This window comes from Streptomyces sp. NPDC085932 (assembly GCF_044540525.1).
GTDB classification, from domain to species: Bacteria; Actinomycetota; Actinomycetes; order Streptomycetales; family Streptomycetaceae; genus Streptomyces; species Streptomyces levis.
This window is the reverse complement of sequence record NZ_JBITSJ010000002.1, coordinates 412,660-428,394: the sequence shown is the minus strand read 5'-3', so window position 1 is coordinate 428,394 and position 15,735 is coordinate 412,660. Positions and strand designations below refer to the sequence as shown.

At 72.1% G+C, this 15,735-nt stretch carries 14 protein-coding genes; 11 read left to right on the top strand and 3 right to left on the bottom strand.

Features of this window, described 5'->3' with window-relative positions; genetic code table 11:
• Position 1 precedes the first annotated feature (1 nt).
• The 9 genes from ACIGAQ_RS11150 to ACIGAQ_RS11110 are packed head-to-tail and all read left to right on the top strand — an operon-like array spanning position 2 to position 8,460.
• On the top strand, positions 2-880 hold the full coding sequence (locus ACIGAQ_RS11150; protein ID WP_399781437.1) for a carbohydrate ABC transporter permease: 879 nt from the start codon (positions 2-4) through the stop codon (positions 878-880).
• Positions 877-1,701: a carbohydrate ABC transporter permease gene (locus ACIGAQ_RS11145; protein WP_311686662.1), complete on the top strand. Its 825-nt coding sequence runs from the start codon at positions 877-879 to the stop codon at positions 1,699-1,701. Before ACIGAQ_RS11150 ends, ACIGAQ_RS11145 begins: the two co-directional genes overlap by 4 nt.
• Positions 1,698-2,786: an ABC transporter ATP-binding protein gene (locus tag ACIGAQ_RS11140; protein WP_399781433.1), complete on the top strand. Its 1,089-nt coding sequence runs from the start codon at positions 1,698-1,700 to the stop codon at positions 2,784-2,786. Before ACIGAQ_RS11145 ends, ACIGAQ_RS11140 begins: the two co-directional genes overlap by 4 nt.
• Complete coding sequence (locus ACIGAQ_RS11135; protein WP_399781430.1) at positions 2,783-3,607, top strand: DeoR/GlpR family DNA-binding transcription regulator; 825 nt, start codon at positions 2,783-2,785, stop codon at positions 3,605-3,607. The genes ACIGAQ_RS11140 and ACIGAQ_RS11135 overlap by 4 nt, the downstream gene beginning before the upstream one ends.
• The gene (locus ACIGAQ_RS11130; RefSeq protein ID WP_399781427.1) at positions 3,585-4,667 is read left to right on the top strand and encodes an ABC transporter ATP-binding protein; all 1,083 of its coding nucleotides are present in this window, start codon (positions 3,585-3,587) and stop codon (positions 4,665-4,667) included. Before ACIGAQ_RS11135 ends, ACIGAQ_RS11130 begins: the two co-directional genes overlap by 23 nt.
• Positions 4,664-5,695: a 2-hydroxyacid dehydrogenase gene (locus ACIGAQ_RS11125; protein ID WP_399781424.1), complete on the top strand. Its 1,032-nt coding sequence runs from the start codon at positions 4,664-4,666 to the stop codon at positions 5,693-5,695. Before ACIGAQ_RS11130 ends, ACIGAQ_RS11125 begins: the two co-directional genes overlap by 4 nt.
• Positions 5,696-5,714: 19 nt before the next feature.
• Positions 5,715-7,139, top strand: a complete 1,425-nt coding sequence (locus ACIGAQ_RS11120) for an FGGY family carbohydrate kinase (RefSeq protein ID WP_399781421.1) — start codon at positions 5,715-5,717, stop codon at positions 7,137-7,139.
• Between the two features lie 26 nt (positions 7,140-7,165).
• Positions 7,166-8,239: a glycerophosphodiester phosphodiesterase family protein gene (locus tag ACIGAQ_RS11115; RefSeq protein WP_399781418.1), complete on the top strand. Its 1,074-nt coding sequence runs from the start codon at positions 7,166-7,168 to the stop codon at positions 8,237-8,239.
• Positions 8,239-8,460 (top strand): hypothetical protein, encoded by a 222-nt coding sequence (locus ACIGAQ_RS11110; RefSeq protein ID WP_362274814.1) that lies wholly within the window; start codon positions 8,239-8,241, stop codon positions 8,458-8,460. Before ACIGAQ_RS11115 ends, ACIGAQ_RS11110 begins: the two co-directional genes overlap by 1 nt.
• Positions 8,461-8,474: 14 nt before the next feature.
• On the opposite strand, the gene ACIGAQ_RS11105 is transcribed toward ACIGAQ_RS11110, so the two are convergent.
• Entirely contained in the window at positions 8,475-9,110 is a 636-nt protein-coding gene (locus tag ACIGAQ_RS11105; protein WP_311686648.1) for a DsbA family protein, read from the bottom strand.
• A gap of 138 nt (positions 9,111-9,248) precedes the next feature.
• Between ACIGAQ_RS11105 and pepN the strand changes: the two genes are divergently transcribed.
• Entirely contained in the window at positions 9,249-11,825 is a 2,577-nt protein-coding gene (gene pepN / locus ACIGAQ_RS11100) for an aminopeptidase N (protein WP_399781414.1), read from the top strand.
• 196 nt (positions 11,826-12,021) lie between these two features.
• A complete protein-coding gene (locus ACIGAQ_RS11095) occupies positions 12,022-13,062 on the top strand; it encodes a hypothetical protein (RefSeq protein ID WP_311686644.1) in 1,041 nt (346 codons plus the stop codon).
• Positions 13,063-13,158: 96 nt separating this feature from the next.
• On the opposite strand, the gene ACIGAQ_RS11090 is transcribed toward ACIGAQ_RS11095, so the two are convergent.
• Complete coding sequence (locus tag ACIGAQ_RS11090) at positions 13,159-14,916, bottom strand: TIGR03767 family metallophosphoesterase (RefSeq protein ID WP_399781410.1); 1,758 nt, start codon at positions 14,914-14,916, stop codon at positions 13,159-13,161.
• Between the two features lie 231 nt (positions 14,917-15,147).
• Positions 15,148-15,606, bottom strand: a complete 459-nt coding sequence (locus ACIGAQ_RS11085) for an NUDIX hydrolase (protein WP_399781407.1) — start codon at positions 15,604-15,606, stop codon at positions 15,148-15,150.
• Between the last annotated feature and the right edge of the window lie 129 nt (positions 15,607-15,735).

The following is a 15,735-nucleotide window of genomic DNA, read 5'->3' as shown; positions in this document are numbered from 1 at the left end:
CGTGCGGCCTGCGCTGCGGCCGTACCTCCTGATCGTCCCGGCCCTGCTGCTCACCTGCGGAATCCTCTACCCCTTCGCGCTCGGGCTGTACTACACGCTGTTCGACTTCTCGGCGAGCAAACCGCAGCCGGACATGGTGCGGCTCGAGAACTACAGAGCCGTCTTCACCCAGGAGGCGTTCTGGAACTCGGCGTGGGTGACCGTGCTGTACGCGGTCGGGGCGGCCCTCGCCGAGACGGTGCTCGGCGTGGCCGTCGCCCTTCTGCTGCACCGTTCGACGGCCGTCGGCCGGGTCCTGGAGAAGGTCCTGATCCTGCCGCTGATGATCGCCCCGGTGATCGCGGCGATCATCTGGAAGCTGATGCTCCAGCCGTCGGTCGGGGTGGTCAATCACCTGCTGAGGCCCTTCGGTCTGGGCGGGGTGCAGTGGACGGACACCCCGACGGGCGCGCTGCTGTCGTCGATCGCCGTGGACGTGTGGGTCTACACCCCGTTCGTGGCGATCCTCGCCCTGGCCGGTCTGCGGTCGCTGCCCGCCTCCCCGTTCGAGGCGGCGGCCGTGGACGGCGCGGGGTGGTGGTACACCTTCCGGCGGCTGACCCTCCCGATGCTGTGGCCGTACGTCCTGGTCGCGGTGATCTTCCGGTTCATGGACTCGCTGAAGGTGTTCGACATCATCTACGCCCTGACCGAGGGCGGGCCGGGCGACGCGACGGTGGTGCTGCAGATCCGGGCGTACCTCGAAGCCATCCGCTTCCAGCGCTACTCCTTCGGGATCTCCTACACGATCGTGCTGTGGGCCGTGGTGTACCTGGCCGCGATGGTGCTGGTGAAGCACCTGGGGAAGATCCAGCGGAAAGCCGCGGAGGTCACCACGTGAACAAACGCGCCCTGGGGTGGCTGGGCGACGCCGCCCTGATCCTCTACTTCGTCTTCGCGCTGTTCCCGATCGCCTGGATGGTGATCCTGTCGCTGAAGCCGGCGGACCAGCTGTTCTCCACCTACTTCTCCTTCTCCCCCACCCTCGACGGCTACCGGACCGTCCTCGGCGACAGCGAAGGCATCCCGTTCGTGCGGTTCTTCGTCAACAGCCTGGTGGTGTCGGTCGGCGCGGTCGCGCTGTCCCTGCTGGTGGGGCTGCCGGCGGCGTACGCCTCGGCCCGGTGGCGGTTCAAGGGCTCCGAGAACCTGATGTTCACGCTGCTGTCGTTCCGCTTCGCGCCCGAACTGACCGTCATCATCCCGCTGTTCGTGCTCTACCAGAAGCTCGGCCTGTTCGACACGTACGTCGGCATGGTGTGGGTGCTGCAACTGGTGACGCTGCCGCTGATCGTGTGGATCATGCGGTCCTACTTCGCCGACCTCACCCCCGAGCTGGAGCAGGCGGCCCTGCTGGACGGCTACACCCGCAAGCAGGCGTTCTTCAAGGTCGCGCTGCCGCTGGTCAAGCCCGGCATCGCTGCCGTGTCGCTGCTGGCGTTCATCTTCGCCTGGAACAACTTCGTCTTCCCGCTGATCCTCACCTCCAACGAGGCGCAGACGGTGACCGTCGGCGCGCTGTCCTTCCTCGGCGGCGACCGGCCCAAGTACAACCTCACGGCCGCCGCCGCGCTCGTGTCGGTCGTCCCGCCGCTGCTGCTGGCGCTGACGATCCAGCGCTACCTGGTGCGGGGCCTGTCCTTCGGGGCGGTGAAGTCGTGATCCGGCTCAGCGGGATCCGCAAGGCGTACGGGAAGACCGTCGCGCTCGACGGGCTCGAACTGGAGGTGGACGAGGGCGAGTTCTTCTGCCTGCTCGGACCGTCCGGCGCGGGCAAGACCACGACCCTGAAGACCGTCGCCGGGCTCGAACGGCCCGACGAGGGAACGGTGGCGCTCGGCGGCGAGGACATGCGGGGCGTCGAACCGTACGACCGGGGCGTGGCCATGTGCTTCGAGAGCTACGCCCTCTACCCGCACCGCTCCGCCTACGACAACCTCGCCTCGCCCCTGCGCTCGCCCCGGCACCGGCTGCCCGCCGCCGAGGCCCGGCAGCGCATCGGCGCGATCGCCGAACTGCTCGGCATCTCGGGGCTGCTGGACCGGCCCGTCGGGCAGCTGTCCAACGGACAGCGGCAGCGCGTCGCCCTCGGCCGGGTGCTGGTCCGCCCCGCCCGGGCCTTCCTGCTGGACGAGCCGCTCTCCCACCTCGACGCCAAGCTCCGCCAGCAGATGCGGGCCGAGCTGAAGGCCATCGGGGCCGTGCAGCGCACCACCACCCTCTACGTCACTCACGACTCGGTCGAGGCACTGGCGCTCGGCGACCGGATCGGGGTCATCCGGGAGGGGCGGATCGTGCAGACGGGCACGCGGGAGGAGATCTGGTACCGGCCCCACGACACCGAGGTCGCGCGGGCCTTCGGCCGGCCCCGGATCAATCTGCTGCCGGGGGTGGTGACGGAGGGCGGGGTGCGGTCGGAGGGCGGGGTGGCGCTGCCGGTGCGGGCCCCGGCCGTGGCGGGCACGGAGGTCCTGGTCGGCATCCGCCCCCGGGACCTCGCCCTCGGCGGCGAGGGCCACGAGCTGACCGGGACCGTGTACGTCACGGAGGTGCTCGGCCGGTCCGTCGAGGTGACCGTCCGGCTCGGGACCGGGGAGCAGCGGGTGTCGCTGGTGGCGCCCCGGGCGGACGCGGCGCGCCTCCGTCCGGACGATCCGGTACGGCTCGTGGTCCGGCCTGAGAACCTGCTGCTGTTCGAGGCCGACCGGCCGGAACGACCGGGACGACGGATAGAGACACAGCCATGAGCAACAGCAGCGGTGGACAGCAGGGGCCCGCGGCGCGGCAGGCCGCCATGGCCGAGCGGGTGCTGGCCGACGGCTCGGCGACGGCGGCGGAGCTGGCCGAGCGGTTCGGCGTGAGCCTGATGACCATCCACCGGGACCTCGACGAGCTCGAACGGCAGGGCATCGTACGGAAGTTCCGCGGCGGGGTGACCGCGCAGCCGTCGGGGGTCTTCGAGTCGAACGTGCAGTACCGGCTGAAGACCATGCGCGCCGAGAAGGCCGCCGTCGCCGAGCACGCCCTGCGGATGGTGGAGCCGGGCATGGCGATCCTGCTGGACGACTCCACGTCCACCCTGGAGATAGCCAGGCGGCTGCGCACGGGCGAGGTCACGCCCCTGACGGTCGTCACCAACTTCCTGGAGGCGATCAATCTCCTGGTCGACCAGCGGGGCATCCATCTGATGGCGCTCGGCGGCGACTACGACCCGCTGCACTCCTCGTTCCTCGGGGTGTCGTGCGTGGAGGCGGTCCAGCAACTGCGGGTGGACGTGTGCTTCGCGTCCACGTCGGCCGTGCACGGGGGTTACGCGTACCACCAGGAGCAGCACATCGTGTCCGTGAAGCGGGCCATGCTCGACGCGGCCGCCCGCAACGTCCTGCTGATCGACCACACCAAGCTCGGCCGGGTCGCCCTGCACCGGGTCGTCCCGCTGTCCCGCTTCGACACGGTCCTCGTGGACGACGGGGCGTCGGCGGAGGCGCTGCGGGACCTGGACGAGCACAAGGTCCGTTACGAGGTTTGCGCGACGAAGGGCGGCCATGACGGGGCTGGAGCTACGTGAGCTGCGGAAGACCTACCGGTCCCGGGGGCGGCCCCCGGTGGAGGCCGTCCGCGGGATCGACCTGAGCCTGCGGTCCGGGGAACTGCTCGGGCTGCTCGGGCCGTCCGGCTGCGGCAAGTCGACCACGTTACGGATGATCGCCGGGCTGGAGTCCGTCACCGGCGGGGACATCCTGGTCGGCGGCACGTCGGTGGTGGAACGGCCCGCGCAGCGGCGCAACATCGGCGTCGCGTTCGAGAACTACGCGCTGTACCCGCCGCTGTCGGTCGCGGAGAACCTGGCGTTCGGCCTGAAGGCCCGGCGCAGGTCGGCCCGGGGCGACGTCGAGCGCAAGGTGAAGGAGATCGCCGAACGGGTCGGCCTGACCGACCTGCTGGACGCCCGCCCGGCCGGTCTGTCCAGCGGCCAGAAACAGCGCGTCTCGCTCGCCCGGGCCCTGATCCGCGCACCGGACGTGCTGCTCCTCGACGAGCCCCTCTCCCACCTGGACGCGGCCCAGCGCGACACCACCCGCCGCGAACTCAAGCGCATCCAGAAGGACCTCGGCCACACCACCATCCTGGTCACCCACGACCAGGAGGAGGCCCTGTCCCTCGCCGACCGGATCGCCGTCATGAAGGACGGCGTCATCCAGCAGCTCGGCACTCCCTACGAGATCTACGACAGCCCGGCCAACGTCTTCGTCGCGGACTTCGTCGGCGAACCCGCGATCACCCTGCTGCCCGGCCTCGCCGGCGGCGACGGCCACGCCCGCCTGTCCGACGCGGTGCGGATCGCGCTGCCCGTGCCCGTGGAGCGAGGCCGCGCGGTGGTGGTCGGCATCCGCCCCGAGGACGTCCGGCTCACCACCGAGGAGGGCGGCCTGCCGGCCCGGGTCGTCGCGCACGAACCGCTGCTGGAGTGGGGCCTGGCGACCCTCGCCCTCGACGGCGTCGACCGGCACCTGGTCGTCCTCACCGACCCCGAGGTGCGGCTGGCCCACGACGACCGGGTCCGGGTCGCCCCGGACCTCGCACACACCCATGTCTTCGACGCCGAGACAGGAGACTCCCTGCGATGACTGCCGAGAACAGCGTGCGTGTCGTGGCCGCCGGCGACCACTTCGTCCTGCCGTCGCTGATCACCCGGGCGGTGGAGCACGAGGTGGAGCGGGCCGAGGTGCGGGAACTGCGGCTCGGCTGGCCGCTGGAGCCGTTCGGGCCGGTCGCCGAGGTGCGGGAGGCCAGTGACGCCGAGGACGAGATGATCGAGGCGCTGGCCGGGGCGCAGGTGCTGGTCACCCAGATGGGGCCGGTCACCGAGAAGGTCCTGGCCGCCTGCCCGGACCTGAGGCTGGTCGTGGTGTGCCGGGGCGGGCCGGTCAACGTCAACCTGGACGCGGCGAGGCAGCGGGACGTGCGGGTGTGTTTCGCGCCCGGCCGCAACGCCGCCGCCACCGCCGAGTTCACCCTCGCCCTGATGCTGTGCGCGCTGCGCCGCATCCCCCAGGCGCACGACCCGCTCGTCCGGCGGGGCAGTTGGGAGGGGGCGGCGTACTACACGTACGAGGAGAGCGGCCACGAGCTGGAGGACCTGCCGGTCGGGCTGGTCGGGTACGGGGCCGTCGGCAGCCGGGTCGCGCGGGTGCTGTGCGCGTTCGGGGCGCGGGTGATGGTGTACGACCCGTATGTGCACGGCGAGATCCACGGCCTGCGCGTCAGCTCGCTCGACGACCTGCTGCGCCGCTCCCGGGTGATCAGCCTGCACGCCCGGCTCACGCCCGCGACCCGGGGGCTGATCGGCGCCCGGGAGCTGGGCCTGCTGCCGCGCGGGGCGGTGGTGGTGAACGTGGCCCGGGGCCCGTTGCTGGACGAGGCCGCGCTGTGCGACGCGCTGGAGAGCGGGCAGGTGTCGGCGGCGGCGCTCGACACCTACGAGCGGGAGCCGCTGCCGGTGGAGTCCCGGCTGCGGGGATTCGCCGACCGCGTGGTGCTCACGCCCCACCTGGGCGGCGCCTCGCGCGCGGTGGCGGAGAAGGCCGCGCGGATCGCCGCCGAAGAGGTGGGCCGCTGGGTGCGGGGAGAGCCGCTCGCGCACTGTCTGACCTGAGGACCCTGAGGAGAGCCGCATGTACGTCGGTATCGATGTGGGCACGTCCGTGGTCAAGGCGGCGGCCTTCGACGCGGAGGGCCGCCAACTGGCGGCCGAGGCACGGCCGGTGGGCCTGTCCCTGCACGGCGGGGTCGTCGAGCAGGACATGGAGGAGGTGTACGCGGCGGTCGTCGGCGTGCTCGGCGCGCTGACCGCGGCGGTGGCGGAGCCGGTGGAGTTCGCGGGACTGACCGGGCAGGGCGACGGGGTGTGGCTGGTCGACGCCGAGGGGCGGCCCGTGCGGGCGGCGGCCTCCTGGATGGACGGGCGCGCCCACGAACTGGTCGACCGGTGGCTCGCGGACGGCACCTTCGAGACCGTGTTCCGGCGGACGGGGAGCGCGATGTTCCCCGGGTGCCCGGGGCCGCTGCTGGCCTGGCTCGACCGTCACGAGCCGAAGGCGCTGGACACCGCGAGGGCCGCCCTGTACTGCAAGGACGTGGTCTTCCAGCGGCTGACGGGGGCCGGTCCGACGACGGACGTGTCGGACGCGTCCATGCCGTTCCTGGACCCGCGGACCCGGACCTACGACGACCGGGTCGTGGAGCTGCTCGGGCTGACGCACCGGCGGGGCCTGCTCGCCCCGGTCAGCGACCCGGTCGCCACGGCCGGGGCCCGTGGTGAGGGTCTGCCGGCCGGCACCCGGATCGCCAACGGCCCCTACGATCTGCCGGCCTGCGCGCTGGGCGCCGGGGTGACGTCCCCGGGCGACGGGCTGCTGATCGTCGGCACCTGCCTGGCCGGTCTGGTCGCCACGACGGAACTCGACCTGACCGGCGAACCGGCCGGGCTGTACATCTCCACGGACCGGCCCGGGCACTGGCTGCGCGCCATGCCCGCCATGGTCGGCACGGCCGCGCTGGACTGGGTGCTCTCGACGACCGGCGTACGGCACGACGAGGTGGACGGCCTGCTGGCGGAGACACCGCCCGGCGCGCACGGCGTGCGCGTGCTGCCCTATTTCGCGCCCTCCGGCGAACGGGCCCCCTTCGTCGAGCCGCGGTTGCGCGCCGAACTCACCGGCGTCTCCCTGGAGTCGACCCGGGGCGATCTGATCCGGGCCACCTGTGAGGGCATCGGTTACGCGGCCCGGCACTGCCTGGAGGCGGCGGGCCTGACGGGGAGCCTCGCCGTGTGCGGCGGGGGCACGCGCAGCCCCGCCTGGATGCGGCTGCTGGCGGACGTGCTGGGACGGCCCCTGCGGGTCGTCGAGGGCGAGGTGGGGGCCCGGGGGGCGGTCCTGGCGGCGGCCGAGCGGTTCGGGGCCGGGCTGGACGCCCGGGCGTGGACGCGGCCGACGGCGGTCGTCGAGCCGGACCCGGAACGGGCGGCGGTCTACACGGCGGGCTACGCGGAGCACCTGGAGCGGCTGGCCGGGGCACGGGCCCGGGCACGTGCCTGAACGTCCCCTCGACGAAAGGGAGTCGTATGCGGCTCGAACGAAGATCCCTCCTGCTCGCGGCGGCCACGGGAGCGGCCACGGTGGCCTCGGGAACGGCCACGGCTGCCGCCACCGCCCCGGCGGCGGCCGCACCCAGTACCCGCGGACCGGTCGTCATCGGCCACCGCGGCGCGGCCGGCTGGCGCCCGGAGCACACGGCGGCCTCGTACACCCACGCGGTGGAGACGGGCGCCGACTGGATCGAACCGGACCTGGTGCCGACGAAGGACCACGAGCTGGTGGTCCGGCACGAGAACGAGATCTCACAGACGACCGACGTGGCGGCCCGGCCGGAGTTCGCGGACCGGCACACCACGAAGACGGTCGACGGCCGGCAGGTCGCCGGCTGGTTCACGGAGGACTTCACCCTCGCCGAGCTGAGGACGCTGCGGGCGGTGGAGCGGCTGCCGGCGGTGCGCAACCGCAACACCGTCTTCGACGGGCGTGAGCGGATCCTGACCTTCCAGGAGGTCGTGGACCTGGCGCGGCGGCTGTCGAAGACGCACGGCCGGACCGTCGCCGTCTTCCCCGAGACCAAGCACCCCACGTACTTCCGCTCGATCGGACTGCCGCTGGAGCCGAAGCTGGCCGCGGCCGTCCGCCGCAACCGGCTCGGGCGGCGCGAGTGCGTGGTGCAGTCGTTCGAGCCGACGAGCCTCGCGCGGATCGCCGCGGAACGGCTGGGCGTGCCGCTGTGGCAGGCGCTGGGGACGACGGGCGGCCCGTACGACCTGGTCTCGTCCGGGGATCCGACGACGTACCGGGACATGATGAGCCCGGCCGGGCTCGCGCGGATCGCCGCGTACGCGGACTGGATCGGGCCCGACAAGTCCTCGGTCGCCGGCACTTCGCTCGTCGCGGACGCGCACGCGGCGGGGCTGCGGATCGGGCCGTACACCTTCCGCGCGGAGAACCAGTACCTGCCCGCTCGGTTCCGGCGCGGAAGCGGGGCGAACGATTTCGGGGACGCGTTCGCCGAATACACGCTGTACTACGACATGGGGGTCGATGCGGTCGTGACCGACTTCCCGGACCTGGCGGTGAGCGCGAGGAGGAGCTGATGTTCTTCAAGGACAAGCACTGCCCGACCTGCCGCGGCGGTGGCACCCAGGTGTTCACGCCGCTCAAGCCCGAGGAGCGCAAGGCGCTGGGGACGGACCGTACCGACCTGTGGCGCTGCACCGCTCCGGGCTGCCGGTGGTACCAGCCCTGGGGTCATCAGGCGGGCGGGGGCCGGCTCCCGGAGGAACTGCGGAACCCGGGAGCCGACGCCGCGGTGTGAGTCCGGTGTGCGTCCTAGAGGTTGGAGAAGTCCGGACCCTTGGTGCGGGTGCGCTTGATCTCGTAGAAGCCCGGCACCGAGGCCACGGCGAGGGTGCCGTCCCACAGGCGGGCGGCCTCCTCGCCCTTGGGGGCCGGGGTGACGACCGGGCCGAAGAAGGCGATCTGCTCGCCGTCGGCGCCGGGCACCGCGATGACGGGCGTGCCCACGTCCTGGCCGACCTTGTCGATGCCCTCCTTGTGGGAGGCGCGCAGCTCGGCGTCGTACGGAGTGGAGTCCCAGTGCTCCATGAGGGAGTCGGGCAGGCCCACGTCCTTCAGGGCCGCGGCGACGGTCTCCTTGCCGTGGCCCTCGCCCTGGTTGTGGATACGGGTGCCGAGTGCGGTGTAGAGGTCGCCGAGGACCTCGGCCCCGTGCTCCTGCTGGGCGGCTATGGCGACCCGGACCGGACCCCAGCCCGTCTCCAGCAGCTCGCGGTACTTCTCGGGCAGCTCGTCGAGCTTGTTCTCGTTGAGCACGGAGAGGCTCATCACATGCCAGCGGACCTTGATGTCCCTGACCTTCTCCACCTCCAGCACCCAACGGGAGGTCATCCACGCCCAGGGGCACAGCGGGTCGAACCAGAAGTCGACGGGGGTCTTGTCCGACATGTCTCTCCTCGTGAGGAAACCGTTTCCCCGGGAAACGCCGGGGCGCTCCCCGGCCATTCCCGGCTGACCGGCGTCAGGGGCTCGTGGCAGGATCGGTGCTGTTCAGCCGTATCCCACGACGCTTGAGGAGTTCCGCCCGTGCCCGGTGAGAATCTGTCCCGCGACGAGGCCCGCGAGCGGGCCGCCCTGCTGAGCGTCGACGGGTACGAGGTGTCCCTCGACCTGCGGTCCGCGGTCGGCGAGGACAGCGGCGACGGGCCCCGCACGTTCCGCTCGGTCACGACGATCCGCTTCCGCTGCAACGAGCCCGGCGCGAGCAGCTTCGCCGACCTGATCGCCCCGAGTGTGACGTCCGTCTCACTGAACGGGCGTGATCTGGACCCCGGGGAGGTCTTCGACGGCTCCCGGATCACGCTGGAGGACCTGGCCGCGGACAACGAGCTGGTGGTCGACGCCCGGTGCGCCTACTCCCGCACCGGCGAGGGCCTGCACCGCTTCGTCGACCCGGAGGACGGCGAGGTCTACCTCTACACGCAGTACGAGCCGGCCGACTCCCGCCGCGTCTTCGCCAACTTCGAGCAGCCCGACCTCAAGGCCCCCTTCCGCTTCGAGGTGCGGGCCCCGGAGGGCTGGACGGTGTGGAGCAACGGCGCCGGTGAACGGGCCGACGGGGTGTGGCGGTTCGCGGAGACCCGGCCGATCTCGACGTACATCACGTGCGTGGTGGCGGGCCCGTACCACTACGTGACGGACACCTACGCGCGCACGTTCGCGGACGGCACGACGCTGGAGATCCCCCTCGGCGCGCTCTGCCGCAAGGCCCTCGCGCCCCACTTCGACGCCGACGACGTCTTCCTCGTCACCAAGCAGGGCCTGGACTTCTTCCACGACCACTTCGACTACCCCTACCCGTTCGGCAAGTACGACCAGGCCTTCGTGCCCGAGTACAACCTGGGCGCGATGGAGAACCCGGGGCTGGTGACGTTCCGGGAGGAGTTCATCTTCCGCGGCAAGGTGACGCAGGCGTCCTACGAGGGCCGGGCCAACGTCGTGCTGCACGAGATGGCGCACATGTGGTTCGGCGACCTGGTCACCATGGAGTGGTGGGACGACCTGTGGCTGAAGGAGTCGTTCGCGGACTTCATGGGCGAGTTCTCGCTGGTCGGCGCGACCCGCTTCAAGAACGGCTGGGTCACCTTCGCCAACCGCCGCAAGGCCTGGGCGTACCGCGCGGACCAGCTGCCGTCCACGCACCCGATCACGGCGGACATCCGCGACCTCCAGGACGCCAAGCTGAACTTCGACGGCATCACGTACGCCAAGGGCGCGTCGGTGCTCAAGCAGCTCGTGGCCTACGTCGGCCAGGAGGCGTTCCTGGAGGGCGCCCGGCGCTACTTCAAGCGGCACGCGTACGGCAACACGCGCCTCGGTGACCTGCTGTCGGTGCTGGAGGAGACCAGCGGCCGCGACATGAGCGCCTGGTCCCGGTCCTGGCTGCAGACGGCCGGGGTGAACGCGCTGACGCCGCAGGTGCTGCTGGGCGCCGACGGCCGCGTCGAGGAGCTGGCGGTGGTGCAGGAGGCCGCCGAGTCGCACCCGGAACTGCGCCCGCACCGGGTGGCCGTGGGCCTGTACCGGGTGGCGGACGGGACGCTGGAGCGGTACGCGCGCGTGGAGACCGACGTCGACGGCGCCCGGACGGTCATCGGGGAGCTGGCCGGCACCGACGCCCCGGACCTGGTCCTGGTCAACGACGACGACCTGACGTACTGCAAGATCCGCTTCGACGAGACGTCACTGGCCACACTGCGCGCGCACCTGGGGTCCGTCACCGACCCGCTGGCCCGCGCCCTGTGCTGGTCGGCGCTGTGGAACATGACCCGGGACGCGCTGCTCCCCGCGCGGGACTTCGTGGACCTGGTGCTGCGGTTCGCGGGGCGCGAGTCCGAGATCGGCGTCCTGCAGATGCTGCACGCCTGGGCCGAGTCCGCGCTCACGCACTACTCCGCTCCGGCCCGGCGGGAGACGACCGCGCGGCTGCTCGCCGAGGGCGCGCGGCGCGAGCTGTACGCGGCCGGGGCCGGCGGCGAGCAGCAGCTGGCGTGGGCCCGCTTCTTCGCCCGGACGGCCACCGCCGAGGCCGACTTCGACCTGCTGCGCGACCTGCTGGAGGGCACGGCGACGGTCGAGGGCCTGGAGCTGGACCAGGAGCTGCGCTGGGTGTTCCTGGAGCCGCTGGCCGCGCACGGGGTGGTGGACGAGAAGGCGCTGGCCGAGGAGCTGGCCCGGGACGACACGGCCTCCGGCAAGCGGCACCAGGTGCGCTGCCTGGCCGCGCGCCCGTCGGAGGCGGTCAAGGCCCAGGCGTGGGCGCAGGTCGTGGAGTCGGACGCGCTGTCCAACGCCATGGTCGAGGCGACCATCGCGGGCTTCTCCCAGGGCTCGCAGCGGGAGTTGCTCGCGCCGTACGCGGAGAAGTACTTCGCGGCGATCGAGCGGGTCTGGGCCGAGCGGTCGATCCAGATCGCCATGCACGTGGTGCAGGGCCTGTTCCCGTCGCTGCAGCAGTCCCGGGCGACGCTGGACGCCACGGACGCCTGGCTGGACTCTCACCCGGACGCGGCGCCCGCGCTGCGCCGGCTGGTGCTGGAGGCCCGGGACGATCTGGCGCGGGCACTGCGCGGACAGACGTGCGACGAGGCCGCTGACCAGTAGCTTTGGCCTGAGATTCGGGCGTTCCGGCTTCGTTACGAGATGTGTGCCCGCCGAGCCGTAACCCCTGGTCCGCACCCGAACGGACCAGGGGCTTTCGGCATCCGAACATCCGTCCTTTAGTGCTGGGTTGTCCGTATTTGTCGACGGACCTGTAACAGCGGTTCAAGAGCGCCCCGGACGCGGGAAATTGCGGGGCATGACCCAGAACACGCCGCTCTCCCCCCGCCCGCTGCACGACCTGTCCGGTGGCGGCCGGCCCCGCGTCATGACGACCGCCCAGCTCCGTTCGCACGGGGTCTCCACGGCCGAGACGAACGCGCAGTGCCGCCCGGGCGGCCCCTGGCAGCAGCTGCTGCCGGGGGTGGTCCTGCTCCACCCGGGCCCGCCGACCAGCGAGGAGCGGCTGCACGCGGTGCTGATGTACGCGGCGCGGGAGCGCGGCACCGGCGTGCCGGCCCAGCCCGGGGCGGGCACGGCACACACCCCCGGCTACCCGGAGGTGATGATCACGGGGCTGGCCGCCCTGACCCTGCACGGCTTCTCCTCCACGCCTCCGCTGCCGTCCCTGGACGCCTTCGACGTCCTGGTCCCGCGTATGCGGCGGCTGCGCTCCACGGGCTGCGCGCGGATCGTCCGCACCCCCGTGCTGCCCGACCCGGAGCTGGTCACGGGCGTCCCGGTGGCACCGGTGGCCCGGGCGCTGGCCGACGCCGTCGCCGAACTGGCGGACGCGGGCGTGGTGCGCCGGCTGATGACGGAGGCGGTGCGCGGCGGCCACTGCGACCCGGCCTCCGTGGTGCGCGAGCTGAACCAGGCGCGGCTGCTGAGCCGCCCGCACGTGGTGGACGCGGTGGACTCGCTGCTGGCCGAGGGCCGCGCCATCGCCGAGGACCGTCTGTACCGGATGGTCCGCGAGTACGGCCTGCCCGACCCGGTCTGGAACGTGGACCTGCGCCTGCCCGGTGGCCCCTACCTCGGCGGCCTCGACGCCTACTGGCCCGACCAGGCGGTGGCGGTCGAGCTGGACACCCGGGCGCCCCGGCAGGACGACGACGCCCTGTGGTCCGAGTACGCCCGCAAGCGCGAGCACCTGGAGCGGCTCGGGATCACGGTCGTCCACATCACGCCCAGGAAGCTGCGCGACTCCCCGGAGCAGCAGGCGACGGTGGTCCGCACGGCGCTGATGGCGTCGGCCGACCGTGAACCGGCCGCGTATGTCGTGGTGCTGCCCCGGTAGTGACGGACCGGGGCAGGGCCAGGAGGGGAGAGGAGGGGCCGCCGGTGCGCACCGGCGGCCCCTCCTCGCGTCCGCGCGCCGCTCCCGGTGCGGGCGTCAGCCCTTCTTCAGGACCAGTTCGGTGTTGCGGTCCTCGGGGTTGCCGCCGAGGGTCGTGCTCGCGCCCGGGGCGTTGAGGGACAGTTCGCGGTACAGCGACGCGAGGCCGGTCTGGGAGAGGTCGGAGAAGTCCGTGCGGTGCGGCGCCGAGGACTCCACCAGCGTGGTGAACAGGGAGATCGTGCCGTCCTTGTTGTCGGCCAGTTCGACGACCCGGGCCAGCTGCGGGAAGTCGACGTGGGAGGCGGTGGAGATCTCCCAGAAGGAACGGCCGTCGGGCGCGGAGTGCGGGGTGATGACGTTCTTGTGGATGTGGCCGTTCACCCAGGCCAGCACGTTGGGGTGGCTGCCGAGCAGGGCCAGGACCTCCTGGCCGGTGCGGCGCCGCTCGTGCGGTCGGGCCGGGTCGGGCCGGGTGTTCGTCATCGTCCTGCTCGTGTGGTGGCTGAAGACCACCGCGTAGGAGTCCTTGTTCTCCCGCAGCGTCCGGTCCAGCCACCGCAGCTGGGCCGAGCCGACGGAGCCCTCGTAGTGGCCGCCGGCGTCGGTGGTGTCCAGGCTGATGCCGATGACGTCGTCGGAGATGCGGAAGGCGTAGTACTGGGTGCCCGCGTCCAGGTTCGCCGAGGAGTAGCCGTGGCCGACCGGGCCGACGCCCCGGAAGGCCGGGTCCAGGTGCGCCTGGAGGTACTCGGCGGTCGTGAAGGGGGCGCGGCGCTCGTCCGGGGTGACCGAACGCATGGCGCGGGCGTGGGACTTGAGGAAGTCGTGGTAGCGCACGCCCTGGGGGTCCCGGGCCTTCTTGATGAGCGTCTGGAGCTGCTTCGCCTGCGCGGCCGGCACGTCCATCAGCTTCCTGCCGCCGACGGCCAGGTCCGTGAGGTAGGAGTCGCGGTGCGAGGCGTAGCAGCCCATCGGCAGGGAGTCGTGGTTGCCGACCGTCGAGTACCAGGGCAGGTTCAGGCCCGGGCTCTGCACCTCGCGGATCGCGGCCTTCAGGAAGCCGTCCAGGCGGGGGAAACCGGCCTGCTTGTCGGTGTCGCGGAGGGCGGCGTCCGGCTGCCAGTACAGCTTCAGGCCGCTGTTCTGGACCCCCTCGTAGCGGCGCGGGTCGCCGGTGTTGGGTGTGATGCGCCCACCGCTCATGACCTTCAGGAACCACTCCAGCTCGGACTTGGCGTTGTTGTCCGTGTTGTCGCCGGTGGTCATCGCGAAGTGCAGGGGGGCGCCCGTGACGGGGGCGCCGCGCAGCGCGTTGATCCGCTCCACCAGGGCGATCGCGCCCTGGACGGTCAGCGCCTCGTGGGGCCGCCAGGCGTGCACGTCGGCCGAGCGCAGGTACTCCAGGCGCAGCGGGTGCTGCGCGTCGATGATGTGCAGGTCGGTGAGCTGCACGAACGCCGCGAGCGCGGTACGCCGCCCGGCCCGGCCGGACTTGGGCGCGGCCAGCTCGGAGCGCACGACCCGCTGCCAGCCGGGCCCGTCGCCCAGGCGCCGGTATCCGGAGCCGGCGCGCGCGGTGGCGACGGAGGCGACGGTCGTGCCCTTGGTGTAGGGGGCCAGGGGGGCGGCCGGAGCCTGGCGCGAGGAGGCGGCGACGGCCTGGGTGGTCTCCTCGGCGGTGGCGGCCTGGCTGTCGCTGGGCCGCAGCGCGTAGCCGACGCCCCCGGAGAGGGCGACCGCTCCGGTGGCGGCGAGGACGGAACGACGGTGGATGCCCTGGCCGGAGCCGGCGACTGAGCGTGTGCGCGACATGCGCTTCTCTCCCCGAGTGCGAACGCGTCGGCAGTGGTCGCGGGGCGTCCACGACACGAACACCCCGCTCGTACTGGATCGTTGGCACCGGGGATGACCTGCGTGTGAACAAGGCGGCAACGCGCAGCGCCGATCACCGTACGTGGATCTTGGACTACCGAGCGCGTCGCCGACCGCTCCGGGAACGGCCCGAAGCCGGTCACGCGGCGTTCATCTACCGGGGTACTCCACCTAGTCCAGGGCGCCGGCCGGTCTGCCCGTCACCGGTCGATCCCGCCACAGGCGCAGCGCGGTGTCGACCAGTGAAATCCGGGGCAGGCCGGGCACCGCGTCCAGGTCCTGCCAGGCGGCGAGGTCGGTGGAGCCGTTCACCTCGTAGCGCAGTTCACCGCCGGTGACGCGGCCCTCGTAGACGAGCCGGACGGCGTGGTGGTCGACGGTGCGCCCGAAGCCGTCGCGGAAGACGCGGCAGGAGGAGTCCACGCCGAGCAGACCGGTCACCTCGATCCGGTAGCCGGTCTCCTCCTCGACCTCGCGCCGGACGGTGTCGTAGGGATCCTCGCCGTGTTCCATGCCGCCGCCGGGCACGACCCACTCGGGGGTGCCGTCGGGTGCGGGCGAGCGGGCGAGCAGGATCTGTCCGTCACGGACGCATATGGCGTAGGCCGCCACCCTCAACTTCTGTCGCACTCCGGGACGTTAACCGATTTCACCGCCTTCGGGACTGATACCCGCAAAACGCATCGGGGGTTTTCCCCATACATCCATTTCGTTTCGGTCAACCCTCCCCAAAGAACATCCCCTTGCGTAAGGCTGTGC

What these genes read in the sequence shown, in the direction of transcription:
- ACIGAQ_RS11115 (WP_399781418.1), top strand. Translation starts at nt 7,166, where the DNA reads ATGCGGCTCGAACGAAGATCCCTCCTGCTCGCGGCGGCCACGGGAGCG.
- ACIGAQ_RS11095 (WP_311686644.1), top strand. Translation starts at nt 12,022, where the DNA reads ATGACCCAGAACACGCCGCTCTCCCCCCGCCCGCTGCACGACCTGTCC.
- ACIGAQ_RS11120 (WP_399781421.1), top strand. Translation starts at nt 5,715, where the DNA reads ATGTACGTCGGTATCGATGTGGGCACGTCCGTGGTCAAGGCGGCGGCC.
- ACIGAQ_RS11125 (WP_399781424.1), top strand. Translation starts at nt 4,664, where the DNA reads ATGACTGCCGAGAACAGCGTGCGTGTCGTGGCCGCCGGCGACCACTTC.
- ACIGAQ_RS11090 (WP_399781410.1), bottom strand. Translation starts at nt 14,916, where the DNA reads ATGTCGCGCACACGCTCAGTCGCCGGCTCCGGCCAGGGCATCCACCGT.
- ACIGAQ_RS11130 (WP_399781427.1), top strand. Translation starts at nt 3,585, where the DNA reads ATGACGGGGCTGGAGCTACGTGAGCTGCGGAAGACCTACCGGTCCCGG.
- ACIGAQ_RS11110 (WP_362274814.1), top strand. Translation starts at nt 8,239, where the DNA reads ATGTTCTTCAAGGACAAGCACTGCCCGACCTGCCGCGGCGGTGGCACC.
- ACIGAQ_RS11135 (WP_399781430.1), top strand. Translation starts at nt 2,783, where the DNA reads ATGAGCAACAGCAGCGGTGGACAGCAGGGGCCCGCGGCGCGGCAGGCC.
- ACIGAQ_RS11105 (WP_311686648.1), bottom strand. Translation starts at nt 9,110, where the DNA reads ATGTCGGACAAGACCCCCGTCGACTTCTGGTTCGACCCGCTGTGCCCC.